At 47.3% G+C, this 26650-nt stretch carries 21 protein-coding genes; 5 read left to right on the top strand and 16 right to left on the bottom strand.

The features are described 5' to 3' along the window. Positions 1-262: 262 nt before the first annotated feature. The gene (locus AC1HDP_RS10360) at positions 263-1006 is read left to right on the top strand and encodes a spermidine synthase (protein WP_479638697.1); all 744 of its coding nucleotides are present in this window, start codon (positions 263-265) and stop codon (positions 1004-1006) included. Between the two features lie 274 nt (positions 1007-1280). Beyond that, positions 1281-2210 carry an LpxL/LpxP family Kdo(2)-lipid IV(A) lauroyl/palmitoleoyl acyltransferase gene (gene lpxL / locus AC1HDP_RS10355; RefSeq protein ID WP_479638696.1) on the top strand — a complete coding sequence of 310 codons (930 nt, stop codon included), beginning with the start codon at positions 1281-1283 and terminating at the stop codon, positions 2208-2210. Between the two features lie 73 nt (positions 2211-2283). Here lpxL and AC1HDP_RS10350 read toward each other — a convergent pair whose 3' ends face one another. Further along, positions 2284-3696 carry a TonB-dependent receptor gene (locus AC1HDP_RS10350; protein WP_479638695.1) on the bottom strand — a complete coding sequence of 471 codons (1413 nt, stop codon included), beginning with the start codon at positions 3694-3696 and terminating at the stop codon, positions 2284-2286. A 284-nt stretch (positions 3697-3980) separates the two neighbouring features. On the opposite strand from AC1HDP_RS10350, the gene ppnP reads away from it, so the two are divergent. Beyond that, on the top strand, positions 3981-4292 hold the full coding sequence (gene ppnP, locus AC1HDP_RS10345) for a pyrimidine/purine nucleoside phosphorylase (RefSeq protein WP_479638694.1): 312 nt from the start codon (positions 3981-3983) through the stop codon (positions 4290-4292). A 280-nt stretch (positions 4293-4572) separates the two neighbouring features. Further along, positions 4573-4866: a DUF3144 domain-containing protein gene (locus tag AC1HDP_RS10340; protein ID WP_140933643.1), complete on the top strand. Its 294-nt coding sequence runs from the start codon at positions 4573-4575 to the stop codon at positions 4864-4866. 394 nt (positions 4867-5260) lie between these two features. Here AC1HDP_RS10340 and AC1HDP_RS10335 read toward each other — a convergent pair whose 3' ends face one another. Continuing rightward, the gene (locus tag AC1HDP_RS10335; protein WP_479638693.1) at positions 5261-6637 is read right to left on the bottom strand and encodes a GntP family permease; all 1377 of its coding nucleotides are present in this window, start codon (positions 6635-6637) and stop codon (positions 5261-5263) included. 188 nt (positions 6638-6825) lie between these two features. Here AC1HDP_RS10335 and AC1HDP_RS10330 point away from each other — a divergent pair, with 188 nt between their 5' ends. Next, positions 6826-7341, top strand: coding sequence for a gluconokinase (locus AC1HDP_RS10330; RefSeq protein ID WP_479638692.1), 516 nt, complete (start codon positions 6826-6828; stop codon positions 7339-7341). A gap of 141 nt (positions 7342-7482) precedes the next feature. Here AC1HDP_RS10330 and AC1HDP_RS10325 read toward each other — a convergent pair whose 3' ends face one another. The 14 genes from AC1HDP_RS10325 to AC1HDP_RS10260 all read right to left on the bottom strand — a co-directional run bounded on the left by AC1HDP_RS10325 (position 7483) and on the right by AC1HDP_RS10260 (position 26597). Beyond that, complete coding sequence (locus AC1HDP_RS10325) at positions 7483-8490, bottom strand: substrate-binding domain-containing protein (RefSeq protein ID WP_479638691.1); 1008 nt, start codon at positions 8488-8490, stop codon at positions 7483-7485. Between the two features lie 295 nt (positions 8491-8785). Beyond that, entirely contained in the window at positions 8786-9253 is a 468-nt protein-coding gene (locus tag AC1HDP_RS10320) for a DUF6491 family protein (RefSeq protein ID WP_479638690.1), read from the bottom strand. 287 nt (positions 9254-9540) lie between these two features. Further along, complete coding sequence (locus AC1HDP_RS10315) at positions 9541-10173, bottom strand: sugar transferase (protein ID WP_479638689.1); 633 nt, start codon at positions 10171-10173, stop codon at positions 9541-9543. After that, positions 10170-11381 (bottom strand): glycosyltransferase family 2 protein, encoded by a 1212-nt coding sequence (locus AC1HDP_RS10310; RefSeq protein WP_479638688.1) that lies wholly within the window; start codon positions 11379-11381, stop codon positions 10170-10172. Before AC1HDP_RS10310 ends, AC1HDP_RS10315 begins: the two co-directional genes overlap by 4 nt. A 2-nt stretch (positions 11382-11383) precedes the next feature. Then, the gene (locus tag AC1HDP_RS10305) at positions 11384-12487 is read right to left on the bottom strand and encodes a glycosyltransferase (RefSeq protein ID WP_479638687.1); all 1104 of its coding nucleotides are present in this window, start codon (positions 12485-12487) and stop codon (positions 11384-11386) included. 161 nt (positions 12488-12648) lie between these two features. Then, entirely contained in the window at positions 12649-15399 is a 2751-nt protein-coding gene (locus AC1HDP_RS10300) for a hypothetical protein (RefSeq protein WP_479638686.1), read from the bottom strand. A 7-nt stretch (positions 15400-15406) separates the two neighbouring features. Beyond that, a complete protein-coding gene (locus AC1HDP_RS10295; protein ID WP_479638685.1) occupies positions 15407-16900 on the bottom strand; it encodes a GumC family protein in 1494 nt (497 codons plus the stop codon). Continuing rightward, complete coding sequence (locus tag AC1HDP_RS10290; protein WP_479638684.1) at positions 16897-18393, bottom strand: glycosyltransferase; 1497 nt, start codon at positions 18391-18393, stop codon at positions 16897-16899. The genes AC1HDP_RS10295 and AC1HDP_RS10290 overlap by 4 nt, the downstream gene beginning before the upstream one ends. Positions 18394-18561: 168 nt before the next feature. Further along, positions 18562-19962 (bottom strand): O-antigen ligase family protein, encoded by a 1401-nt coding sequence (locus AC1HDP_RS10285; protein ID WP_479638683.1) that lies wholly within the window; start codon positions 19960-19962, stop codon positions 18562-18564. Continuing rightward, on the bottom strand, positions 19959-21398 hold the full coding sequence (locus tag AC1HDP_RS10280) for a lipopolysaccharide biosynthesis protein (protein ID WP_479638682.1): 1440 nt from the start codon (positions 21396-21398) through the stop codon (positions 19959-19961). Before AC1HDP_RS10280 ends, AC1HDP_RS10285 begins: the two co-directional genes overlap by 4 nt. Next, entirely contained in the window at positions 21399-22589 is a 1191-nt protein-coding gene (locus AC1HDP_RS10275) for a glycosyltransferase family 4 protein (protein ID WP_479638681.1), read from the bottom strand. Further along, positions 22586-23845 (bottom strand): glycosyltransferase family 4 protein, encoded by a 1260-nt coding sequence (locus tag AC1HDP_RS10270; RefSeq protein WP_479638680.1) that lies wholly within the window; start codon positions 23843-23845, stop codon positions 22586-22588. Before AC1HDP_RS10270 ends, AC1HDP_RS10275 begins: the two co-directional genes overlap by 4 nt. A 159-nt stretch (positions 23846-24004) precedes the next feature. After that, entirely contained in the window at positions 24005-25042 is a 1038-nt protein-coding gene (locus AC1HDP_RS10265) for a glycosyltransferase family 4 protein (RefSeq protein WP_479638679.1), read from the bottom strand. Positions 25043-25127: 85 nt separating this feature from the next. Beyond that, positions 25128-26597: a sigma-54-dependent transcriptional regulator gene (locus AC1HDP_RS10260; RefSeq protein ID WP_479638678.1), complete on the bottom strand. Its 1470-nt coding sequence runs from the start codon at positions 26595-26597 to the stop codon at positions 25128-25130. Positions 26598-26650: the final 53 nt, after the last annotated feature.

The raw sequence follows: 26650 nt of genomic DNA, 5'->3' as shown, positions 1-26650 counted from the left end.
AGATTTTCCCGTGATCAAGATCAAAGTTGCGAGTAAATGAACTGTTGATCTTGTTGTTTTATTTTGGTTTGTTTTGCTGGCTTGGTGGTTTTGGGGTTGGTTGTGGTCTGTTGTGGGCGCTATTTAATCAATCTATGGCTTTTTGTTGGCCTTGTGTGAAAAGTAATCTTTCAATATCTTGCGCTTAAATAGCCTTACGTTAAATATGCGAGGATTAAGCCAAGCTGTGGCAAAATAGCTTTTTTCTTTTCGAGCAAGACGCATGAGTGACTATCACTGCTTGTGGCAGGGAGAGGATCAATTTGGTCCTATCAGTGTGGTTGAAGACAATGATTATCGATTGTTGGCCTTTGGCGATAACGATGAGCAAAGTAAGCAATTAAAAAGTGCGCCCCATATCCCGCAGCATACTTATGTGCAGGCGATGCTACTCAGTCTGTTATTTATTAAACCTAAATCAGCCATAGTGCTAGGGCTAGGTGGCGGTGCCTTACTGCATTCACTTAAACATTATGATCCCGCGATTAAGCTCACTGCCGTGGAATTGCGCCCGCAAGTGATTGAGTTAGCGAAGCGTTATTTTCGGGTGCAGCCCAGCAAAAAATTGCAATTGATTGAAGCCGATGCCATGAAGTTTTTAGCTGCTGGCGATCATAAGCGCTGTGACGTGATATATGCCGATATCTATACCGATGCTGGCATAGATGAGCAGCAGTTATCGCAAGTTTTTATCGATAATGCCTTTAACTTGCTAAAAGCCGATGGTCTGTTAGTGCTTAATTGCTGGAAAGAGCATAGCCGCGATTTGGAATTACTCGCCCGACTGCAAGCAAGTTTTGCTGACGTTTACGCGTGTCTCACCTCTGGCAGTAACTGGGTGGTCTTTGCCGCTAAGCAGCCTGGTATATTGCGAGACCATGGCTTAAAGGTCGGTATAGATGAGTTATCGAGCCGCTTAGATTTTAGTGTATCGCGCTCCCTTACTCGCTTTGGTCCTTGGCTGTAATAGGGTCACTTAACTGGGATAAACACTGGCTAGTTATTACGCGCATTGTAGCGTTTAGGCTTGCATCAGCGGCGCCAACTGGGCTGAATCATTTAGCCAATGTAGTGTAACTTGCGCCATAAGGCGCGAGTTTGACCAAAAAATGGGCGCGAGCCGCGCTTTAAGGGTTAAGCGCCTTGTTATTTTAGCTGAGACGAATAAAATGCCGCTCCTTTGTTGTGATTTGCCCCGCTTGCTATTGAACTAGTGAGCTCATCACTGGGCCTGAGGCATTATGAGTAAATATACCGCACCAACATTCACCCTCAAATTGTTGCATCCGCGCTATTGGGGCACCTTGTGCTTAATGGCTGTCATGTATCTCATGAGCTTATTGCCTTACGCCGTATTATTTCGTTTAGGTAAGGTGTGTGGCCGTGTGGCAATGCGCATGATGCCTAAGCGCAAACGCACTATTGAGCGCAATTTGAGCTTATGTTTTCCGCACATGAGCGAGCACGAGCGCGCGGCGCTAGTCAAACTCAATATCGACAATACTGGGCTAGCCTTATTTGAAACTTGCATGGCATGGTATTGGTCAGATAAGCGCGTATCTAGCCATGTGGAAGTGGTTGGTCTTGAGCACCTGCAAGCACTTGAAGCTCAAGGCAAGGGCGCTATGCTGCTGGCTATTCACTCCCTTAATTTAGAATTGGGAGCTCGCGCCTTTGGTATTCATATGTCGGGCATGGGGGTTTATCGCCCTAACAATAATCCATGTTTTGATTACTTTCAGTATCGTGGTCGCTCGCGCTCCAACCGCACCTTAATCGATCGCAAAAACCTTAAATTTATGCTTGATTCGCTGCGCCAGGGCGCGCGGGTATGGTATGCCCCTGATCATGACTATGGCCGTCGCCGCTCGACGTTTGCGCCGTTATTTGCGGTTAAGCAAGCCTGTACTACCACAGGTACCAGCATTTTAGTGGATGAAACCGATTGCGCTGTAGTGCCGTTTTCCATGGTGCGTAAGCACGACAGTGGCCGTTATGTGCTGACCTTTGGCGAGCCGTTAATTGATAAGTTCCCTAAAGGTGATGTGGAAGCTGCGGCCGTGTTTATCAATGGCATGGTAGAAGACGCCATTATGGCAGCGCCGAGCCAATACATGTGGCTGCATCGCCGTTTTAAGACTCGCCCTGAAGGCGAGGCGTCACTGTACTAAGCTGCCATTGTAATTGGCATGATTAAACGCTAAGGCAATGTTAATAGCCGTTGTTATTACTATGTCTTAGCGTTTAACGGCGAAAGCCAAACAACTTAGCGCTCATTATGGTTTCGCTCACAATCGGCGGTAGCGCATGTTGCCAGTCGTCTAAGCCTTTGGTGAGTTGCTGCAAGATTTCGCGGGAGTAGATATTAAGCAGCTCTGGATTACTGGATTCTATGCCAGTAAAAAAGCCATTGGCCAGCAAGTGCTGATATAAATAGCGTAAGTTATTGGGCACAGATATTTGAGATAAATCACTTGCTTGCCCTTGAGCATTAAGCTCAGGGTAGACAAATAAGCGGGTATGGTCGGGAAACAACTTACCAAAGCCTTCTAAAATACCGCCTTCTAAACCATCGTAAAACTTCTCATCAAAAATCTGTTGAATATTGACCATGCCTATCACTATGCCGATTTGCAGCTTAGTGTATTGGCGAAAATAGGCGCGCAGCGAAAAGTAGCGAGTATAGTCAGAAATCATCACATGGTAGCCGAGCAGATTCAGTAAACGCACGCGCTCGATAATATCGGTGGCAGCAATATTGGCATCTTTGCCGTGGCGATCGTTTAAGGAAATCTCAGTGATCACGACCGTATTGCTGGCGTTGACATTTTCTAAGCATTCAAAGGCTTTTTGGCCTTGCTCTATCATATCGACATTGAGGCGAGTAACCGGCTTAAAGGCGCCGCGAATAGTGAGCACATTTTTTTTATACAGCATCTCGGCGGGCACAGCGACACTGCCATCGGGCTTAAACATCACAGCGCGAGTTTTATGGCTACGAATGAGGTGAATATTTTGCGCCTGATTATTGATGTCATCAAAATAAGGCCCTTGAAAATCAATACAATCAATCTCAATGCGGTTTGATTTCAAGTTGTCGCTTAAGGAGTCTATGATGCGTTTGGGGTCTTCAAAGTAGTAATAGGCGGCGTAAATCAGGTTAACCCCAAGTATGCCTAAGGCTTGCTGCTGCGCCTCGGCGTTATCATCAAACATGCGCACATGCACCACTAAGTTAGAGGGCTCAGCCCCTGGGTACATTTGAATGCGTACGCCGCACCAAGCGTGGCATTCATTGTTGCGATTAAAGCTTTTGGCGGCCACAGTGGCCGCGTAAGTAAAGTAGCGAGATGATTTTGAGCGCACATTCGCTACACGTTCAACCACTAGGGCAAACTCTTGCTCCATCATGGCGATAACTCTGGCCTTGCTGACATAGCGGCCATCTTGCTGCACCCCGTAAATTGCATCGGAGAAGTTCATGTCATAGGCTGACATGGTTTTAGCTATGGTGCCCGCGGCGGCGCCAGCGACAAAAAAATTACGTGCAACTTCTTGGCCTGCGCCAATTTCAACGATAGTGCCGTATTTTTTTTCATCGAGGTTGAGGCGAAGGGCTTTATCCTTAGTGCTGCGTGAGCTGACCTGCTTATCCATAGCATCTCCAAGCGGTAACGAGTTAATTTATTGTTATAGCTAGTTATTCATTCTATCGTAAAAGCCGCGAGACGCTAGTCTGACGTGTATCTTGGTGCAGATGTTTAAGCTTAATGCGTTGACTTAACTTAAGGTATGGCGCTCGCTAAGTGCTGCTAGTTAGTGACTAAGCCTGCTATTATGGCGCGGCTTAGGCTTGCTAAACAGGCGCTTATAACCATGTGGTTATCTGATAGCGCGCAGTCAACACTGAGTCCCCATTACTATTAAAGGAGCTTGTTACCATGTCACAATTTGATCATGTCACCGTCGTTAAGGCCGCCAATATTTACTTTGACGGTAAAGTTACCAGTCGCACGGTTAAGTTCAGCGATGGCAGCCATAAGACCTTAGGGATTATGTTGCCTGGGGATTATGAGTTCAGTACTGCCGCCAAAGAGTTAATGGAAATTTTAGCCGGTGAGCTTGAAATTCAATTAGCCGGTGAAGCGTGGCAAACCATAGTGGCGGGTCAATCTTTTGAAGTGGCGGCTAATTCTAGCTTTAAATTAAAAATTCATACCGTGACTGATTACTGCTGCAGCTACTTAGCTTAAATCTTGCTGCTATTTGGGATGTTTTAGCTATTCCTAAAAGCAAATAGGCTAGCTAGAGGTTCACAGCTTCAAGCTCGTTTGAGGCTGTGAAACACACGTTTTTTTAACTCCGCTTAACTTCGCAATTTACCTTTCTCTTAAATTGAGATTCTGCGCATCATTTTTAAGTCATAGTCATCAATAGTGTGAAGCTGGTTACTGTCTCTTTTACCCAAAAATGAGTAGGGTATTAGGCATAGGTGAGGTCATGGCGATCTCGCGGTTGCTACAGGAATTTAGGATGTCTGAGTTAGATAAAGCGTTTTACCAGCGTGCCAGTGAATTAATCCAAGTTGCCAATCAGCAGAATCAAGATCCCAAGCTTAAAACGGGCGAAATTAGCGCTTCATTTATGTATGGTTTAGCGCGCTACAACGCTTGGTTTGGCTCAACTAGCTTTGATTCTAAAGAGCAAATGCAGTCGAAAAAGCAAGAAATGATGGAATACTATATCGAGCGCTACAAAGAAATGCTGGAGTCCAATATGGATGACTATATCGAGCATTTTGATCATTACCGCGCCAGCCAAAAGTAAGCCGCTATTGCTGTTGCGATCATGATATTTGGTCGGTGCCTGCCGACCAACACTTCTGCTGTTTATCCCGCGTATTTGTCCCCAATTATTGCTAGCCATTAGCCATTAGCCATTAGCCATTAGTTTTGCCTTTGTTTGGCAGCATTGCTCGCCTAAGGTTTTGCTCTCATTTCGGCCTTTTAATCATTTAACTGGCTATTCTCTAGACCACAGATGCTATTAAGTGCTTGCGCTGATGGGGTACAGCTAACGCTATGGCGCTAACGAGTTTGGTTATTCGCTAGGTTAAGCTGGAGGCTTTAACGGGGGGGGAAGTGTTTGCTGAGCTTTGAAGGAAAAAAAGAGTGTGGCGCAGCGCCACACTCTTTTCTATTGGGAAGCTTAGCAATTGGGCTTAAAGCACAAAGCTTAAGGCGGCAACTATGATAAAGGCGATGGTGCCAAGCAGAGTTTCCATCACGGTCCAAGTTTTTAAGGTAGTTTTCTCATCCATCTCTAACAGACGAGATACCAGCCAGAAGCCTGAATCGTTAAAGTGCGACAGTACTGTGGCGCCACTGGCAATCGCAATCACGATAAAACATAAATCCAAATCGCTAAGGCCAGTCGTAACTGCTACCACTGGAGCAATTAACGCCGCCGTAGTGGTTAAGGCCACGGTTGCTGAACCTTGAGCTACACGTAAACAGGTAGCAATAACGAAAGCTGCGACAATGACTGGCATGCCGGTATCAGTTAATACGCCCGCGAGCGCATCACCAATACCGCTTGAGCGCAGTACGCCGCCAAACATGCCGCCAGCACCTGTGACTAGCACTACGCCGCAAATGGGGGCTAATGAGTCACCGCACAGTTTTTCAAGTTTCGCCATGCCGTAATCTTTGGCAAAAATCACTAAGCACACCAATAAGGTGATAAGTAATGCCACCGGAGTTTTACCTAGCATGCGTAAAAACTCGACCAGGGGTGTATTGCCATCAATCACGCCAGCAACCGCTAAGGTATGCAGGCCAGTATCAAGACAGATAAGAATAACGGGCAGCACTAAGATGCTCATTACTGTCGTAAATTTAGGCAGTTTCGAGGCATCAACAATGGTGTCGGCATTAAAGAATGCTTTCGAGAGTGGAATGTTGAATTTCTTGCCGGCGTACTGACCAAAGAGATAGGCGCCAATATACCAAGTCGGAATAGCGACCAATAAACCCACCACCAACAGCAGTCCAAGGTTAGCGCCTAAAAATTCAGAGGCTGCTACTGGGCCTGGGTGCGGCGGCACAAAGGCGTGCATTACCGCAAAGGCGCCAGCGGATGGCAGGGCGTATTTAAGCGGTGAACCACCAAAGCGGCTGGCGACACTAAGAATAATGGGCATCATCACCACTAAACCGGCATCGAAGAAAATAGGGAAGCCAAACATCAGTGAGGCCACTCCGAGTGCCATGGGCGCTTTTTTTTCACCAAAGCGGCCGATAAGGGTGTCAGCCAATACTTGGGCGCCGCCACTGATTTCGAGAATTTTGCCTATCATGGCGCCGAGCCCAACCAGTAGCGCGACTGAGGCTAAGGTGCCGCCAAAGCCTGACATCATAGTCGGAACTACTTTGTCTGAGGCTACGCCTGTTGCTATGGCTGTGCCTAAACTCACAATGGTGAGCGACACAAAGGCATGGACTTTTAATTTAATGATTAATATCAGCAATGCGGTAATCGCTAGCGCGGCGATTGTTAACAGCATTAGCGGATCTGCGGGTTGAACTAACTGCTCCATAGTTACACCTTTTAGCATAGTTATTGTTTGCGCATGAGTTCACATGGCTTGGGTTGCTGTTTGTGTGCAAGTTCACATTTTTTGAGGTTACGGGTAACATGTTACCGATAACATTCGTAAGATAAACAAATATTTCAACGTGAATGTCAAAATTGAGATCACGCGCAGATTCGGGAATAGGAGTTATCATGGCGGGAAGTAGTGTCATAGTTATGGGTGTATGTGCCAGTGGCAAGACCACAATTGGTGAATTAGTGGCCAAGCGTCTTAAGCGCAAATTCATTGATGGCGATGATTTGCATCCGCGTGCCAACATTCAAAAAATGAGCTCTGGCGAACCGCTCAATGATGACGACCGTAAGCCGTGGCTGGAGCGTATTGGTGATGCGGCTTACAGCCTTGAAAGTAAAAACGAGCATGGGGTGATAGTGTGTTCGGCCTTGAAAAAGTCTTACCGCGATCAAATCCGCGCCGGTAATAGCAATGTTAGCTTCTTATTCCTTGATGGCGATTATGATTTGATCATGGCGCGGGTACGTGCACGCAATGGTCATTTTATGAAAGAAGTGATGGTCAACAGCCAGTTCGCAACCTTAGAGCGTCCAGACGACGAGCCTAAGACCATAGTCGTAGGCATAGATTGCGATATTGAGACTGTGGTAGAGCGCGCGGTAGCCGCTATTTTGGCGCAGTCTGCTAACTAGTTTTTAGCATCAGGGGTAGTGCGTTGGCCGTGTTGTTTGCATAAATTCGACAATTGTTGGCATAGAGCCGGCAATCAAAAAGGCAATGAGTTAACTCCTTAACTCATTGCCTTTTTTTGTTTTTGCCATATTAGCGAGCGATTAATGGCTGGCGCCATCTGTGATGCGATAACCCATATCCACAATGGTGGACTCTATCGCTTCACCGCGAAGCTTTGCTAGTAGTAACTCAGCGCTTTTTTGGCCAATGGCAAAACGCGGGGTATCGACACTGGTGAGTTTTGGCAGCACGCTTTGACCAATATCTAGGGCATTATAGCCAACCACCGCCAAATCATCTGGCACCTTTAAGCCTAGTTGCTGCGCCCGCAGTAACGTGCCTATGGCGATATCATCATTAGTGCAAAATACGCCATCAAGTGTTGGATGCTGGGCTAATGCTTGGTCGAGTAATTTAGCCGCCAAGGAATAGCTTGAATGTTCACCGGTCAAAACATGTATCAGAGGTAAGCCCGCCGCTGTCATGGCGTTATCAAAGCCTGTCATGCGCAGCTTAGTGCGGCTATCAAGGCGCGCGCCAAAATAGGCAATGGAGCGCTTGCCGCTGGCAATCATCATATTTACTACTTCAAATGAGGCTTGGACATGATCAAGGCCGACCACCATATCAATGGGGTTTGGCGGTAATTCCATGGTTTCCACCACAGGAATGCCTGCATTACGGATCATTTGTAAGGTGCGCGGCGTGTGCTGACTGGCGGTTAAAATCAAGCCATCTACTTGATAGGCTAACAGCGCGGCAATTCTTTGCTCTTCTTCATGTTCATCATAACTAAAGTGTGCCAATAAGGTTTCATAACCATGAGCCTTAGTGACAGCTTCTATGCCGTGTACTAGCGCTGAAAAAATCTGGTTAGATAACGATGGAATGAGCACGCCAATGGCGCGGCTTGAGGCTTTAGACAGCATGGCTGGCGCTTTATTTTCGATATAGCCTAATTCTTCAATCGCTTGCGCTATTTTCTCGCCGGTTTTGGCGGCTACTGCCTTAGGATTTCTTAAATAACGCGAAGCCGTCATTTTAGTGATGCCCACTTGATTGGCGACATCTTGTAGTGTGATGCGATTATTTTTATTTTTTTTAATCATGGGCTTAAACCAAGAGTGAGCGTGACTGCCACAGTATTGGGGAAATAGACGTGGGGTACAAGCAACTTACTTAAGGCGCGCCTTTTTTGCAGAGGGGTATCACATAAGTGTTTGTTAGCTAAACCTTAAGCCTAATGATTGGTTTAAGGTTTAAGGTTTAAGGTTTAAGGTTTAAGGTTTAAGGTTTAGCTTTTGGCGTAAGGCTTGGCAGTCGCAGGAGTAGCATGTGTAGCCACTCCCAAAGATAAGTGATAGCGAATGAGGATGTAGAGCGCTATTGCCGAGTTAGCATGGCTTAGGGATAACTCACGCTGTTAGCATTCACATCTGGGCTGGCGTCGGTATCTATTGGGCTATCTAAGCCTACGAGTGCTTTATCTTGCTCGCGCGTTAACGGATAAATTTTACTGATCTGGCAGCTAAGCCCAGCCTCTCCCGGAATAGCGATGGAATCAAATTTAGCGCTAAGGGAAGTGCTTGAAAACTGATTGGTTACAATGGCGTTGGCAAAGCTCAGCCCTGGGCAGCGAGCATTTAGTTCAATCAAGTAAGGGGTGAAAGGGTTAGTTCTTAGAATTAAGTATTTTTCGCCAAGGGATGACCAGCTGCTGAGACTAAACGCGGTAATGCTATCAACGGTTTCTAGTTGCCACTGCGAAACTTTTTCCGTCACTTCTGCTTGCCACTGCTGATTACTAAGTAGTGGCCGAGAACTGCAACTGATAAGCAGAATGACTAATACTGCTAATACGATGTTTTTCATGGATGTATCTCCAAGTGTTTATTGTGCCTAGCTGTTGGTGACTGCTGGTATTAGGTCTTGATATTAAAACTAAATACAGCAACTGCGACACTGTTTTAAAGGCTTGGTTTAAAGGCTTGGTTTAAAGGCTTGCTTTAAGGGCTTGCTTTAAGCTCTTGTTTGGGCGCGGATGTTAACGCGCTTAAGCTTAACCGCTAAGTCGTGGTCGCCCGTTAAGTGTAGCCCTTGTCTTCTTGCAACCGACTCTGAACTTAGCTCTTTAACTTACTTCTAATCCTGCAGGCATCCTACTGGCCGCGGCCGTGAAACATTACATTTAAAGTGGCAAATACTATGTAGGTATCCATTTTTATCCAACCGCTTAAGCTGGTTAAGGCGAGGCAGTAACTATGGTCATAACCTACCTTGCTTTTTACATCATCAATGCAAGTGTCATAGCCTTGTTTTACTTGCGCAAGTCCGGTGATCCCGGGCAGCAAGCCATAGGTGCGATCGGCAAAAAAGGGAATAGCATCTTCTAAGGTTTGATAAAAACCTGGGCGCTCAGGGCGCGGGCCTATCATGGACATGTCGCCTTTTAACACATTAAAAAACTGCGGAATTTCATCAAGGCGAGTTTTACGTAAAAATAACCCAACCCGAGTAATGCGGGGGTCGCACTTACTGGCCCACACGGCGCCGCTCATGCTTTCGGCATCTATGCGCATGGTGCGAAATTTAATCATATTAAATAATAAGGTGCGATCTTTAAGGGATTGGCCAATGCGCAGTTGCTTATAAAACACCGGCCCCTTGCTATCAAGTTTTATGGCCAGAGCTATGACTGGGAGTAGCGGCAAAGTGAGCAGCAAACCTATGCTGGCAAGCAAAATATCACTGCAGCGTTTTATCTTAGCTGTGACTGGATGGATAATATTCATTGTGACTTTTCCCTTGTCGATGCGCTGACCTTTTGCCAACGTCCTTGCTCAAGACCACACAAGTATCTGAGACTTCCAATAAATATAGCAAAGTGGCCAGAGACCAAATAACTCATGGCTTGGATTGCTGCGTATTTTTGTAATTTAGGCGCGCACAAACCTAATATGGCTACGCCATAGCAACTGAGTTGCAGCGCCGCTAATCCGGCAAATAGCATGGATGATGGCGCTAAGTAGAGTGAGCCAAGGAGTGCCAGTAGCATTAAATAACTGCAGGCCACCCGTAAGGTTTTTCCTGACCAAAAGATAAAGCTGATGCGGCCATGTTTAGCAGGCCATAGCAAATGACTTAAACGAATGATTTGCTGCATATTGCCAGCGCCAATGCGTCTGCGTCTGGCAAAGTTTTGCTCTTGAGTGCTGCCTTCCTGCTCGAGGGCGTGAATGCGATTATCCTGCACCCCAAGATAGCCTTGCGCCACAATCGACATGGGCAAGATAAAGTCATCATTGATAGTGTCACTGGCCAACGCGCTGAATAATTCGCGGCGAAATAAGTAAAAGGCGCCATGAGTTCCCATGGGGCTGCCCATGCTAGCTTCAAGATTCTTAATAGTATTTTGATATTGCCAATATTTAGTTTCCCCCGCATCCGTAGGAGTTAGCAGTAAATAATGGCTGTTGACTATGCCAACCTGTGGGTCCGTAAAATGGCTGCCACCTAGCAATAACGCATCGATAGATAACAGCGCTGAGGTATCACTTAAGCCCACCAACTGGCTATCGCACTGGGCTATGAGTTGATTAAGCACGGCGACTTTGCCGCGATTGTCACTGAACTCATGTAACTGGCAATTAAGGAGCGCGCACAAGGGTTCTTGTAAGGTTTGACGCGCTATGGCGGCGCTGTCATCGGTGCAGCCATCAAAGCCAATATGCACGGTAAGTTTGTCGCTGGGATAATTAAGGCTGGCAAGATTACGAATCTTATCGGCAATCCATGCGCTTTCGTTATAGGCAGGCACTATCAGGCTAATGCTCGCAAGCTTGCTGGCATCATCATGCGCCTTAGGGGTTGCGCTCATATCACCCTTAGCCGCCACTAATCGGCGCCGCGCTAACCACTTAAGTAACAGTGGGAATAAGGCGTGGTGATAAATAATGAGCGCGATACTCACTAAGGTGATGACGGCGATAACCTGGTTCATGATTAGTGCTCCAGCGGCGTAGAGGTGTCGCGATAACCTTGATGACAAACATCATCATAGGCTTTGGCCATCTCGCGCACATCAAAGTGGCGGGTGATAAAATTGCGGGGCGAAATCGACATTTTGCCATTGAGCATAGTGTTAATTAATTCGGCCGCTTCTTTAGCGTGATGGCTAGGTAACAGCTTGCCGCTTTCTGGGCATAAGGTTTCTTTGGCGCCGCCCACATCTGTTACTAAGGCGCGAATATTACAGGCCTGCGCTTCAAGCGGTGCTAGTGGAAAGCCTTCATTAAGGGATGGCAGGCAAAATAAATCTAAGGCGAGGTAGAAATCCCGCATGTTATCGGTAAAACCGACAAAGTGAACCCTGTGGCTTAAGCCTTCAATTAAGGTGCGATATTTAAGTGCCTCAAAGCAACTGCCATGGCCTGCAAGCGCTAAGTGCACATCTTCGGGTAAATAGCGCATGGCATAAATCAGCAGTTCTTGATTCTTAACTAGCTCCATGCGGCCGCTGCAACCAATGAATTTGACATCAAGCGGCAGGCCTAAACTGCGGCGCGCCTTATGCTGTGATCCTGGGAAAAACTTATTGGTATCTATGCCATTGTGAATGGTTTTTACCTTATCAAGCCCAAGGTGGTGATCTAAGCTTGCGGCCACGGCATGGCCATCGGCAATCACTATCGGGTTAGCGATTTTTAAGGCACATTTTTGAATGAGTCTTTGCTTCATATCATCTAAATGCCAAGCATCATGCTCGGTATGAATGCGCACTTTGACGCCGCTATGCTTAGCGGCCGTACTGGCATAAAACAAGGGGCCGATATGGTGGGTATGAACCACATCAGGCTGGTGCTCAGTAAATAACTGACACAATTTGTGATAAGTACTGGCGGTGAGTCCAGGCTGTTTATTCATAAAAATCAGCCTATCGGCGCAGTGCTTAAGTTTAGGCCAAGCGGCGATGGCAGTTTCAAGCTCGCCTTCTAGGCTCACTATCCAAGTATTTTGATTGAAATCAGAAAACTGCTGGATATCTAACACCATATTTTCAAGTCCGCCGGGACGAAGATGTTGTACCACTTGGAATACTTTTAACATGGCGCCACCTCAATATTGCACGATACATAAGTGAAAAAAACCTAAGATACTTAGGTAAAGCATTTGCCGTGCCAACACTTAAGGTATTGTAATTTAGCGGTTTATTTTTGTGTGGCTTTAGGTGTTCGCCAACTGAGCTTGCAGTTTGCAAATGGCGATTCTCAGTTTGCATGCTTGGTTTGGCCCGTAGACTGTGCATAAAGCGTCATGATTTGTTGGCGCCAGTCATCTAAACGCGAAGACGGTATGGCCGCCATGGCTTGCCATTCTTTGGGCACTTGATGTTGCAATTTAACTAATAAGGCGCGGGCGGCCGCTTGGCCTGTAAGATGGTTATTACTGACACTCGCTTGCTGCTCAAGCCATAACAACCATTGCAAATCTGTGATGCCATCGGTGAGATCAAAAAGTGCCAAGTTTACATCTGGCTCTAACGGGCAAGGCATGGCGCTTGGGTATAAAAATTGAATATCAGACTCGCGGCCATCAGTTGGGTTAAAGGGGTCGGCAGTGGGCATTCGCCCGTGCCATAGCATTAAGCCTTCGGCTTGGGATTGCCACAGATAAAAACCCGCGGCGTGGCGCGTTGGCGTTAAGTTATACAGCCATACCTCAAGGGCCTCTGGTAGCTTATTTAACTCAGCTTGATTAATCCCAAAGCCATCATTGAGTAAGACTAAATCAAAAAAATTCAGCCATTTACTATCGCCTTGATGATTTAAATGACCGGCTAAGCGCGATTTTGGCGAAAACGCCCGCATATAGCGAAAGCTAGCTTCAAGATGGTTGAGGCCGTCAGGGTTTGAAGGTTCATCGGCGCTGACCCAAATAGGTTCACTTAACCCCAAAGCGCTTAGCTGTTGGCTCACATCGGCCAAAGTTGCTGTGGCTTGTTCGACCCCTTGGCTGGCAATTAAGCGTTTTAGTGGGGTGTAGGCCAGCACTGGGGCGGCAAAACCTTGCTGTGTTAACTCTTGCAATTCACTGATTAATTTTTGAATTTTTGCTTTATCTGTGGGGGTAGTTAGTGGCGGCGCGACCGAAGGTAACCCTTGTTGCTTTAAAAAGGCGAGATCGCAGCTTATGCCTTGCTCTAACATAGCTTGGGTATCGTTAAGCCAGCCAAATTGCACTTGTGGCTCAAGATACACGCCTATGGATTGCTTAACATGGGGCAGCGCATCAGGCATCACTTCCACTGCAATCGGCAGGCTAATAGTGGCAGTGCCCTTATTTATATCCACTTGACCAAGGTAGCGGCCGGGCGCTGCGCTTGATGGCACTTTAATGCGTAAATGCAGCATTCGTGATGGCGTGTGCGGGGCGATTTGCTGCGCGCGCCGCTGACCTAAATACGTATTTTGCGGCGTGTGTTGAGAAGCGTATTGAGAGGCTTTTGGTGGTAAGCCCGACTTAAGCAACTGATCATCAGCAACTAACAAGGTGGATTTAAGTCCGCTGCGCTGCCACTGCCAATGGCCATAACGAATTTGAGTGGGTAGTGACGTGCTATTAAGGCGCGGCGCCTGCACCATTATATCGCTGTCACTTAAGTGTTCATCGAGGCGATAACTGACATTAAACCAAGAGCCAGGCGCCACTAGGCTGGGCGCTTTGCTCAGCATAATTACGTCGTTTTTGTAATTGTGAATACTGTTAGCACCATCTGCTTTGGTTATGGCTTTCGCTTTATTGTCGGCTTTATTTGTTAGCTTATGTTCTGGCTTATGTTCTTGCTTAGACTGGGGCTCTGGCCAAGGCGCTAGCGGCCAATTGCTTTGCCACCACAGCGCGCGCGCCTGCTCTATGCCCGCTAACACTTTAAGTTTATCGGCACTGATTTTTTGTGGCAGTAAGTAGCTTGGATTGCTTGGATTGCTTGGATTGCTTGATGATTGAGTGATAGGTTCAGCCAAAATGGCGGCAATAAAACCGGCTTGAGGTTGATTGCCACTGAGATTGATAGTGACGCCTTGGCCTTGGCTTGCCGCTATTACTTGCAAACTATCAAAGGGACTTAAGGCAAAGCGCTGATAACTATTGTCATTGGCATCCGCTTCTGGCCATTGGCGGCTAAGATAAACCTTGTCAAACCACTCTTCACTGCTTAGCTTGAGCTCATCCACTGTAGTGCCATTAACGCTAATGCTGCGCGTCGTTACTGCTGGTAAATATTCCCATTCACCTGGGTCTCTTAACCATAAGCTGATGCCCCAAAGCCCTGGGGCTAAAGGTAAATGCACTTGGGTGATGCCATTAATGCCATCGGTCGTCAGCCCTTCGTTCGCCTGCATTTTACTGCCTCTATCGATAGCCAACATTTGCCCGCCAGTTATCATAGAGTCAGTAATAGTTACCGCTTGAAACCCTGGCCACAGGGCACTGCCTGCGGGGCCAAAGTCCCAGCCTATGCTGCCAGCAGGCAAGGGCGGATGGGTAATAAGCTCAGCGCGCTCAAGACTAATGGCGTTATCGTCACTAAAAATAATGATTTGCTGAATTTGGTTAAGGCTTAACTGGCGCTGACTTGCTGTGGTAAGGCCGCCAAGTAACTGACTGATAGTAAATGGCCCTGGGGCAATGACGCGCTCGAGATTAATGCGATCGTTATAGGGCGGATTGTCTTTATCATCGACTCGTAACACTAAGATGGCAGGCTTTGCGCTGTGATTTATGCCGCTGATGACTATGTCTGTGGCTTTAGTTATTTGCTGACTATCGCTACGGCTCAGGCTTAAGGTAATTTTATGGGCAGAAATGTCAGCATCTTGCGTAAGTTCAAGGCGAGTCGCGCTGCTGGCATTAGCAGTGCTTATGCTTGCCCCCAAGAAAGCCTTGAGCATCAAGCTACTTATGATCGCAAGCTGAGTCATGGCAATAAGCTTAATGATGCTGTGAATGTGATTATGCATACCGACCTTAAGTGTTAGCACTATTGCGACTGCAACTTGTGACTGGCGCAGGCCCAAACGTAAGCTCGCTGGTTCTTGGTACGATAAGAGGAATGCGGCACAGCACAGTGGCGCCAGTTAACTCTTCCACGTCTTGGCGCAGGCGAATGCTAGTGTCGGTAAGCTCTCTGACTGTGCCAATACCAGCACCGATAAAGAAGCCGCCAAAAAGGCCGCCAATTACGAATAACAAAATATGTGGATTAGATGGGTTAGTGGGAATGTAAGGACTGTCGATGACGCGAATACGTTTATCTTGCTCAAACACCCCAAAGGAGCTGGTCAGGCGCGCCATCTCGTAGCGCTCCATTAAGTCATCATACATTTGGCGCTTAATCACTAAGTCGCGCTCAAGTTTCGCCAGTTGCTGTTGGCGCGAGCCTAAACTTTTAGTGTCTTGCTCTAATTCTGTAATCATGGCCGTTAGGCTGCTCACTTCTTCGATTAAGCTACTCACTTTTGAGCGCCCTAACTGCAAGTGCTCTAATTGCGATATCAGTAACGGCTGCTGACCATCAAGTTTGCCTGAGCTTGCCACACTCGCTAAATCAAATAGCTGGGTGGTATCTAAAGTGACTTGATGCTGAGTTAACAGTGCGGCGCGCTCATTTTCTAATTCTGATAAGTTACGTTTAAGCCCTTGAACCTTACTGTGATTAGCCGTGTATTTGGCTTGCAGCAAGGTTAATTCACTGCGCAGCATTATGATTTGTTCTTCTAACTTTCCTATCACAGGGTTGGTGCGCGAAAGCTGCTGATCTAAGCTGCCTAAGCTTTTTTCGGCGCCAGCCAGTTCAGCTTTGCGCTCTGATAAGGTTTGTTTGAGTTTGGCTAAGCGGGTGAGCTTATCCATTTGCATCTCTGGCATATCGGCGGCATTGGCGCTGCGGTATTCTGCCAATTTTTGTTCGGCTTGTTCTAACTCCTTACGGCGGGTATCTAAGTTTTCCGATAAGAAGCTGCTGGAATCTTTCATGGATGAGCGCTCGGGCGCCAACATTTGCTCGATGAAGTGTTTACTCACGCTCTCTAAGGTTTCACGCATGCGCTGCGGATGACCAGAGACTAGCTGAATGCTAATTAACTCTTTGCCCGCCATTTGTACGCTAAGGCCAGCCGATAGCGCCGCAATAATCTCATTGGCATCCTTATCTGAAGTGTCTTCCGTAATTTGGCCCATATCTTTAGCCACTAATGCCAGAATATGGCGGCTATGGAGCAAGGTGGTTAAGCTATCCATCCTTTCTTTGATCATGGCCGACATGCCCAAATCTTTTAAGAAGGGGTTCATGTTGGCGGTTTCTTGCAGCAACATACTGGTGTGCGAAGTGTAAATTCTTGGGCTTAAGGTACCAATAGCAAGACCCACGAGCGGAAAGAATAAGGCCGGCACCACTATGATATAGCGTTGGCGCCACGCCCCGCATAGCAACACCATGAGTCGATAACTTAGGCCTTTCATATTTGCTCCAATAAGTGGTGGAGCGAGGTGGCACGCGCCTCCCAGCTGTGTTGACTCAAATCCACTTGGCTGGCAACCCTTAGTGGCTGGCGCAATTGCTGCAAGGTGCGGATCATATCGCCGGCGTTATTCACTAGGTGTACTTGCTCTGGCCATTGCTGCGCTGCCGGAAACTCAGTGCTAACAATCGGGCGACCGCAGGCAATATATTCAAGGAGCTTTAACGGATTGCAGGCCTGAATTTGCGGAGTATTGCGAAATGGCAGTAGGGATACTTGCCAATGCTGGCTATAACTGGGCAGCTCTTCATGGCGCCTAGCCCCAAGAAAGCGCACATTGGGTAGCGCCATTAAGGCGCCTATCTCGGTTTCAATGTTGCCGATAAATACAAAATGCCAATCGGGTAAGTGACTTGCCACTTGAAACAGCAATTGATAATCCAGCCAGCTAGATAGGCTGCCATAAAAGCCTGCTATGGGTTTGCCATCTTTAGGTAAATCAGGGGCGCGCAGGCTTGCGGTGCGAAACAAACTAACATCAACCCCATGGGGCATAAGCTCGGTTTTAGCGTGCGGGAATTTTTTAGCAAGCGCTGGGCTTGCCGCCAAAATCAGCTGAGCTTTTGCGACTAAACGCTCTTCATCACCACTGACAGTGTGATGATCAACCCCTGCTAATGCCGAAAAATCATCACCGCAATAGTAAACAATTCGCTCTGGATTTAACGCCTGACAAATATCCACGGCAGTAGGCAGGGATGTCCACACTAGAGGTTTCACAACCTTAAAGCGCGTTAATACCGGCTTGATTTGCTGCAGCAATAGCCAGTTTGCGAGTAGGCGAGCCAATCGCCCTTGGGGCGCCGGAATAGTCAGCGGCTTGATGATGATGGGGCAATAGTCTGAATGTTTGTCATCGACATTGGCGGCATTGAGTGTTGAAGCCTGATTGCTTGTGCCGTGTGTTTCATTGGTAGCGTTTGCTTTATTTGAGCCGCGGCCATCATCACGGGAGCGCCCTTTACTTATGGCCGCCAGCAGTTTTTGCACAATGCGATAGCTATCGCGCCTATGCCATTGTGGCTGACGTAACCCTATGGAATTAACCCAAAAAACGCGGTAATGCTGACTTAATCGAGCAATTAAATGCTGAGTACTCGACGGTAAGCCGCCCCAATCTTCACCAAATACGACTAAATCAGCGCGAGTTCCCGCTTGGCCTAAAGCTTGGCTATAAGGCAGGCTTAAAGGCTGATTTGTAAGCTTATTGGGGGGCTGAGTTAAGCTTGCAGCTTGAGTCTCGACATTATCCGTCATGGGGTTGGCGCTATCCTTTGCAAATGAATTAATGTCAGTGCGCGCTGAAAATGGACTGCAATCATCCGCTGCAGTCAGTTTTATTATAGAAGTGGAGTGCGCAACTCGCTGAGTTACTGCAGTATCTTCTGCAACCTTTGCCTTTTTGCGGCTATCAATGGGGATGATATTGGCCATAGCTGCCTTCTTGAGCGGATAAGTGAACTTAAGCTCATGCAGCAAGTGTTATGCCATTAGTTGGTGATTAGTTGATTGTTAATGAAATCATTAAGTTAGTTTGGTGGCAGCTTAGGCTGCGGGTAAAAGACTAGTGCTGGTGTTGCAATTTGCAATGACGAGTCGTGGCTATTTAGGTTTTGCCAAAAATTCATCGGTGGCGCGAGTGAGGGCTATCACTAAGCCTGATAACAGATAAATCGGCCAGTTAAAGCCTTGAGTTAAAAAGGTGCCAGAGACGATAGTCGCGGCAAGTCCGCCAAGGAGCGCCTGCGCCGAGCAATAAAAGCTGATGGGCAGTTCATTCACATGGGCTTCTACTTTTTCAAGGGTCGATTTAGCGCTCAGCATAGCCGAAGTCACAAAGACGATAAAAATGATTAAGCCCAAAAATCCGGTTTCGGCTAAAACCCCAAACCAAGTGCTATGCACCGCATGATTTAAGCCATCCCAGTGAGGCGAGTAAAAATAGTAATTCACGTAAAAATTATCAAGGCCAACGCCTGTCAGCGGATTATCCAACGCCATGCCAAAGGCGGCTTGCCATGCATAGATGCGCCCCATGGCTGAGGCATCTACGCCTTCTTCATGGGCGCCGCCAGATGCGCGCTCGCTAATACCGGCCACAGCGTAGAGCAGTATCGCGGCAACGCCCGCGGCGCCAAAAAATAGGGTTTTTGAGGGCACGCGCCGATAGATGATTACCCCCATAATGGTCAAAATCCCCAGCAAGCCGCCGCGGCTTTGAGTGGCAATAATGGCGTAGAAAATAAGCGGGAAAGTCACTAGGCCTAAGAGTCTTGACGCTATGAATAGCTTAGAGGTCATGATTAAGCTTAATGAAAATGAGGCGGGAAACATCAGCACTAAGGCTAAATCGTTAGGATCGCCAAGCATGGAGCCGATATCGCGCCCAATAGTCACCCTTGTGCCTTCCACTAGACCGATTTCATTGATTTTATTATAAATAGCTACGCAGGCGACTAAGATGCCAGCCCCTGCGATTAAATGATTGGCGCGGTTAAAATCATTGGCTGTGCGGGTAAGATACGCCACCGCAAAAGTCATTAAGATAATCTTCCAGTAAATCTCCATAAAATAGGTAATGGCCACAGGGCGATTGGCTGCGAGCACTAATCCCACTATGACTAGCAAGGTAAATAACGACAACAAACCTAAGCTCTTGGTCCAGTAGAGTTTGATATTTTGACTAATCACTAAGTGCCAAAATAAGGTGATGAGTGAGGCCGCTGACAGCATTAAGGGAATTTTAAAGTTATACAGCTGCGGAATGACTTCGTGGATGCGAAAAAATGAAAAAATCACAAATAACAGCACCATCAAAAATGCTTCTTTGATGACCAGCAGTAAGGCAAAAGGAATAAGGCCTAGCACTAACATTAATAAGGGGTGAGGCAGGAAAAACCAGGCCGCGGCGATAAGTAAAAAGAGTATGACTATGCCTAAGGGTACAGGCCATGGCGCCTGCGAATCTAGCCACTTACCTAGAATAGAGTCGCGGCTAATCATACTGACCTTGACGCCAGTTTCCAGCGCCCACGCTGGTTAAAGACTAGGCCGGAACTCACTAGCAAAAATCCTAAGGTAGTTACTCCAATCACGCCTAGGCAGAGGCGTTGCCACAGGGCTAAATCCAGCATGCCAAGCAGTAACAAGCCAAAGGTCAGTAAAATCATGGCGATTAAAGTAAGCGCGGGATAAGGCAGTGGCAGCATCTTATGGCCAAGCCAAGTCAGCAGCACCAGTCGTAACCCTTGGGCGAATACTAAGCTCATGCTAAGCCCTAATACCCCATGGTTTGGGGTTAGAGCTAGCATAAGCGCGACGCCAATCATGGATGCTAATATATTGATATAAAGCTGCTTTTCACTCGACCCTTGGCTTAGGCTTGCAAGGTTCATCAGTTCTGCACTTTCTTTAAACAAGGCCGCCATGATAAGTATCATGGCGATATTAATGGCAGGAGCGTAGGCGCTTGGCATAACGCTTACAATCAGTGCAGGGGTGAGGGTGCCAAGGGTAATGGCAAGTACACATAAAATCCCCACGCCAAGGCTAGTCGTTTTTACGGCGGCTTGCTGACCTTGATTAAACAGCACATCAAAGCGGCGCGGAAACCACCAGAAGGTAAAAGGTTGCTGCAATAGCACTAAGCCAATGGCAAATTTTGCAGCTACCGCAAAAATCGCTACGCTTTCGGCCGAGGTAAAAGCTTGCAAAATCCAGCGATCTAAACCATTCAAAGTAAAAGCCATTAAGCCGGTGGCGATAATCGGCAAGCCATAAACCGCTAATGGCCGCAAAAAACGGCGGCTTAGCCGGACGCCTGTGGCTTGACATTGATAGCCAGTTAAGATGATAAGCTGGCAAAGGGCAGCGGCTGAGCCCGCTTCCACTATGCCATCAAGGCCGCGGCCAGCCTCCGTGAACGCTAAAATTAGCACTACGTTTAATAAGGCGCGGCTGGTGGTGGCTAAGAAAAATAGCCAAGGTTTATCAGCCATACGCATCCAAGTAAGCGGCAAGCTGATACAAGACTCAAACGCCAGTAAGCTCAGCACTAACCCCAATTGATACAGGCTAAATAATGCGGGAAACTGCTGACTGATAAACCAAGCCAGCCCAAGCAATAGCGGCAATGACAATAGGGCTATGAGTAGGGCTAATCCATAAAATTCAGCGGCGATAGTGCGCTTGTGCGCGGCATCGGTGGCATCGCCAATAAAGCGGCACATGGCTTCTTGTAGCCCCATGCCAGCTACTATGCTGCTAAACATGGCGATACTCATAATCAATTCTAAACGGCCAAAGTCCGCTTGCGGCAACACCTTAGTGAGCCAAGGCAGCATCAGTAACGACACGCCTTTCATAATGCCAAGCCCTAAGCCATAGAGCACCATGGCCTTTAAGGCGGGATTGGTTGATGTTAATCGCCTGCCAAACATCTAGATAACGCCAGTTATTGATGCTTGAGCTTTGCTTGAGCCCGCGCCTAAATAGCTATCAATGACTTGCAATTGCGGCAGGTACACTTGCTCAGCATGATAATTGCGGCTGATAAACATAGCGTGGCGGCCAAGGCTTATCATCAATTGCGGATGCTTAATTAAATGCTCAAGTTTTTGGCGTAAATCTTGGCTATCCCCTGGGCGATATTTAATGCAGTTAGCGCCATCAATTAAGGCTAAATCCCAATAACTCGCATCACTTGGAATAACCACGCATAAACCGGCGGCCATGGCTTCTAAGGTTGATAAACCAAAGGGCTCTTGCTGGCTGGTGGACACATAGATGCTGCTTTGGCGGCGCAGTTCATCAAGATTGGTTGGCTGATTAAACCAATGAATGTTGGCGCTATCATCCTCAGGCTCATCATACTCAAGGGCAATATCTTTAGGCTGGATATAACATATATTGGCGCTAAAGCCTTGTTCAGAGCCGTTTGCCTCAGCATTTAGTTCGGCAGCATTTAGCTCTTGCAGCGCCTGTTTAAGAATGGATAAGCCTTTCCATTTAAGTAACGATGCCGCCCAAAAAATCACCGGCCGCGTAGGTTCACTGCTGTGCATTAAGGCCTCACTTGGCCACTCACTTTTATCTAAGCCGTTAAGCATGGGCGTGAATCTTGGCTCATTAAGCATCATGTCAGTGATGCCATATCTTGCTAGCGCGGCCACCATAGAGGCGCGGCTACTGGGCAAATAATGGATGCTATCGGCGCGCAGCAAACAGCGAGCATTGGTTTTAGAGCAAGCCACGCCTCCATGCACCAGTTGCATTAGCGTAAATCCCAGCAGCGGCTTTAACATGTATAAGGCTAAGTCGACACTTGGGCCTGATGCGCCTACTGCGAGGGTTATCTTGCCAAGGCTTGGTTTGCGTAGCAGCACTTGCAGGGCAATTAACAGGTACTTGATAAAGTAGATAATTCTTTGGTCTTTATTGATAAGCCAGCGCGGCATATACAAGGGATAAAAACGGGCGTTTAATCCCTGCCAGCTTTGCGGGGTCTGAGTAAAAATACATAACTGATGCTCAGTGGTTAGTTCATGCAATAAGGTGCGGGTGGCTACTTTTGAGCCGCCCTGAAACGGAATGGCATCAATTAGCAGTATGTTGGGATAGTTTTGGCTCATTTAAATACCCTGCGCTGAGTGGTTTTTCGGGTCAATTTATTCACTATCAACCTGCCAGCAAATTTGAGGCTGGCTTTTGCCAAGGCCCGCATTTTTTGGAGTAGGTAAGGGTTATCAAATTGACCGTGTTCAAAAATAAGTTTTTGGTATAAATCGCTGAACTGCTGATAAAAATAGTGGGAATTAAAATGATAGAGCACGCGCTCGGCGCCGCACTTGCCTAAATGGCGCCTAAAGCTCGGCTGGCTAATTAAACGCTCAATCGCGGCGCTAACATCTTCTAACTCTGTGGTGGTAATTAGCCCAGTTTGTCCAGAAATGATGACCTCAGCTGTGCCGCCAATATTGGGGGCAACGACGCTTAAGCCCATTAATTGCGCCTCAATTAACGATAAGCCAAATACTTCTTCATCAGGGCCAGCCAGATAAATATCGACTCCGCCTTTAAGGTAACTTACGACTTGGGTGGGCTCGGCAATAAAGTGCACTTGCTCACTGACGTTAAGGCTTTGGGCGTGGGCTTGTAATGCGCTCATTTTGGCGGCGCCTAAGATCAGCAGTTGCACTGGATAACCTTGGCGGCGCAAGCTCGCCGTAATGGTAATGAGCTTATCTATGCTTTGATGTGGGTTTTGGCTGGCAATACTGGCCAGTAAAATATCTTGTGGCTTTAAGTTAAATTTGGCGCGCATATCTTTGCCGGGCTGGGCGAGTAACTGCTTGGTATCTATGCCGTTATAAATAAGTTCAGTGCAAGACTGCGGGTAGCCATCATGAATAAGCGCGTCATTTACCACTTGATTCACCCCAACTATGACTGGGCATAAATACACGCCGAGCGCTAATTTGCCGCGGGTGGGAAAGCGCGAATGTAAATGATAAATAATCGGAATATTCATGGTATGCGCCGCCAAAATTGCCCATTGCAAAGGGCCTGCGCTATTACAATGAATAAGGTCGACCAAATATTGATTAATCAACTGACAGCAAGCTTGATATTGCCGATACCTAAGACGCAGGCCTAATCTGGGGGTGTACCAAGGGTTAAATAGGCAGTGCTCATCAAATTGGGTGCATATGCCAAGTAGTTGCAGTTGAGTAACCAACTTTGGCTGATTAGTCCACACAATTGGCTCATAGATGTCTTTATCAAGCTGATTAATCAGAGTGACTAGGCTTTGCTCGCTGCCATAACTCCAAGATTCACTGTAGTGAATATAGAGAATAACTATTTTATGTTTATGGTAATGCTTCATGCCTATGTCCAAACGAGTGCTGCATTCATTATGCTATTCAAGCTTTAGGCCAAGAGTTAACTAATTGTTTATATGTGCCTTTTAATTTCATCTCGCTCGCATTAAGCCCTAAACTGCAAATTGCTTTGCAAAATAAAACATCTGTCTTTAGCGGTCGTGTTAGCTCGAACTAACGGGCTCATGGGCTTGGTGATACAGGGCTAGCATGCTGGGCATTAAGGCGCTGAGTGAATATTCCTGCTCTATCTTGGTTTTGGCTGTCTGCCCAAGTAATAAGCGCTGGCTTGGCGTTAATTGCAGCCAGTGCTCAATGGCCTGAATTAATTGCAGATAATCTGGCTCTGCCACGACATAGCCACTCATGCCATTATTGATAAGCTGACTTAAATCACCGACCTTAGTTGCAGCCACGGGGATGCCGCGGGCCATAGCTTCAAGGGCGGCCATGGGCAGTCCTTCATGCCGTGATGGCATCACCATTAACCCTATGTTTTGCCAATGCTGACTCATTTGGCAAAAGCCATGAAAGTGGACATTGCTGCTGGCCACTGCTTGTAGGCCATTGGCATCAGGGCCGTCGCCATAAATATGAAAATCAACCTTAGGTAAGGCGCGGGCAAATTCAATTATCCTATCGCCGCCTTTTTCATGGCTAAGGCGGCCAACGAACGCCACTTGCTGGCCACAACTTAATGGCAAATGCTCGGTATCAATAAAATTGCGAAATACGTGGGCACGAGCCAAGGGTAAGCGCATAGCGATTTCTTGACTGACGGAAAGCACTTCACTTGCTAAAAAATGGCTATATCTATCAATAACATCGTAGAGACCAAGCTTGCCGTGAGAGATTTCGCCGGCATGATAAGTGCTGATGGTCGCTACGCCTTGCCATTTGGCGATAATGCGCCCAAGAATGCCGGCCTTATAGCCATGGGTATGCAGTATCCAAGGCTTAATAGTGGCAAGATAGGCATAAAGCGCCCTTACGCCTGACGGCAGGTAATCCACTGTGACTCCCGCATGTTTTAGCGCTGCGGCTATGGGATGCTCAGCGTCATAGCGGCGCATAAAGCACACCCGCACCATAAGGTTGGCGCGCACTAGCCCTTTAGCGAGTTCCACCACATGGGTTTCTATGCCGCCTTGACTGCGGCTATCAAGCATTAGCACTACTGTGTGGGGTTGCTGAGTTGTCATGGCTTGACTCTGTTGATCGCTGTGATTTATGGGTTAGGTTTGGTGGGCGTTTAAGGCGCGCACCATAGCGTTGTTCGCAGCCTCATCAATTGGCAGATTCATTGCCACATGAATTGGCCATGTCATCCCAGCTTTGTTTTTTGCGATATATGGTTGATGGGCTGACTTCAAGCAAGTTGGCCGCCTTTTGAATATTGCCATCACAGAGGCTAATGGCTTGCTCAATCACATCTTTCTCGATTTCAGCCAAGGGGCGGATTTGGTGCAACTCAAGAATTGGGTGCGCTTTGGGGCGCTCCCTTGCCGCGCTAACACTAGCATTAGCGCTTAACGATTCTTGATTGATAGCGCTGCTATTAACCGGCATAGGCTGGGCTAACAGGGCATTTAAGGGCGCAGGTAAATGATCGGTGAGAACCGTGTCGCCTTGATTCAGTACCACTATGTTGCGGATGACATTTTGTAATTGACGCACATTACCAGGCCATTGATAGCGCTTAAAAATCTGCATAACATCGCTGGCAAACTGAGTGAAATGTTTACCATCGTCTTGGCTATATTGGCGCAGTAGATGAGTAGCAATATCAATAATGTCGTGGCCGCGCTCGCGCAGAGGCGGCAAATGAATGGGCACCACATGCAGGCGATAATAGAGATCTTCACGAAAATGCCCAGCTTGCACTTCCACTAATGGGTCGCGATTGGTGGCGCATAAAATACGTACGTCCACTTGTAACTCTTGGCTGCTGCCGACGCGCTGAAAGCGCCCAGTCTGTAAGAAACGTAATAATTTCTTTTGTAGTTCAACGTCCATTTCGCAGATTTCATCGAGAAATAGCGTGCCACCATCGGCCAGTAACGCTGCGCCTTTTCTATCGCTAATGGCGCCAGTAAACGAGCCTTTAATGTGGCCAAAGATTTCACTTTCCATTAAATCTTTAGGAATGGCGGCGCAGTTTAAGGCGACAAAGGCGTGATGCTTGCGTTGGCTTTGTTGGTGTATAGCCTCGGCGCACACCTCCTTGCCTGTGCCGCTTTCACCGGTAATAAAAATGGTGGCCTGACTATTGGCGGCGCACTCTATGATGCGATAGACGGTTTGCATGGCAAGGCTCTTGCCGATAAAGCCATGAAAATGATCGCGATGGCCAGACTCTGTCAGTTGCTTGAGCTGCTTTTTTAGTAACCCCTTGTCTAAATGGGTATTAATGGTGGTGCGCAGGCGCTCGGCTGACACTGGTTTTTCTAAAAAGTCATCAGCGCCGAGGCGCATTAAATCCACTGCAATATCGACAGAACCATGACCTGTGGTGACTATCACTATGGATTCAAAGGGTTGCTGCTTAAGCCACTTTAAAATGTCTTGGCCTTGCATGTCGGGGAGTTTAAGGTCGAGCAAGATGATTTCAGGGCGTAGGCGCTCAATCAATTGTTTAGCGTCTTCGCCCGTGGCAGCTATCTCAATATTGGCATGTAGATATTTCAAAAAGAAACGATATTGGGTCGCTATGGGCGCCGCATCTTCAATGATGACAATAGTAATAGCTGCACTCATGGTAATCCTTAACCTTAGTGTACTTAGGGTTAAGTCTAAGAGAATATTGAGAT

The sequence above is a fragment of the Shewanella sp. ISS20 genome (assembly GCF_056522965.1).
This window is presented reverse-complemented; position numbering and strand designations above follow the sequence as displayed.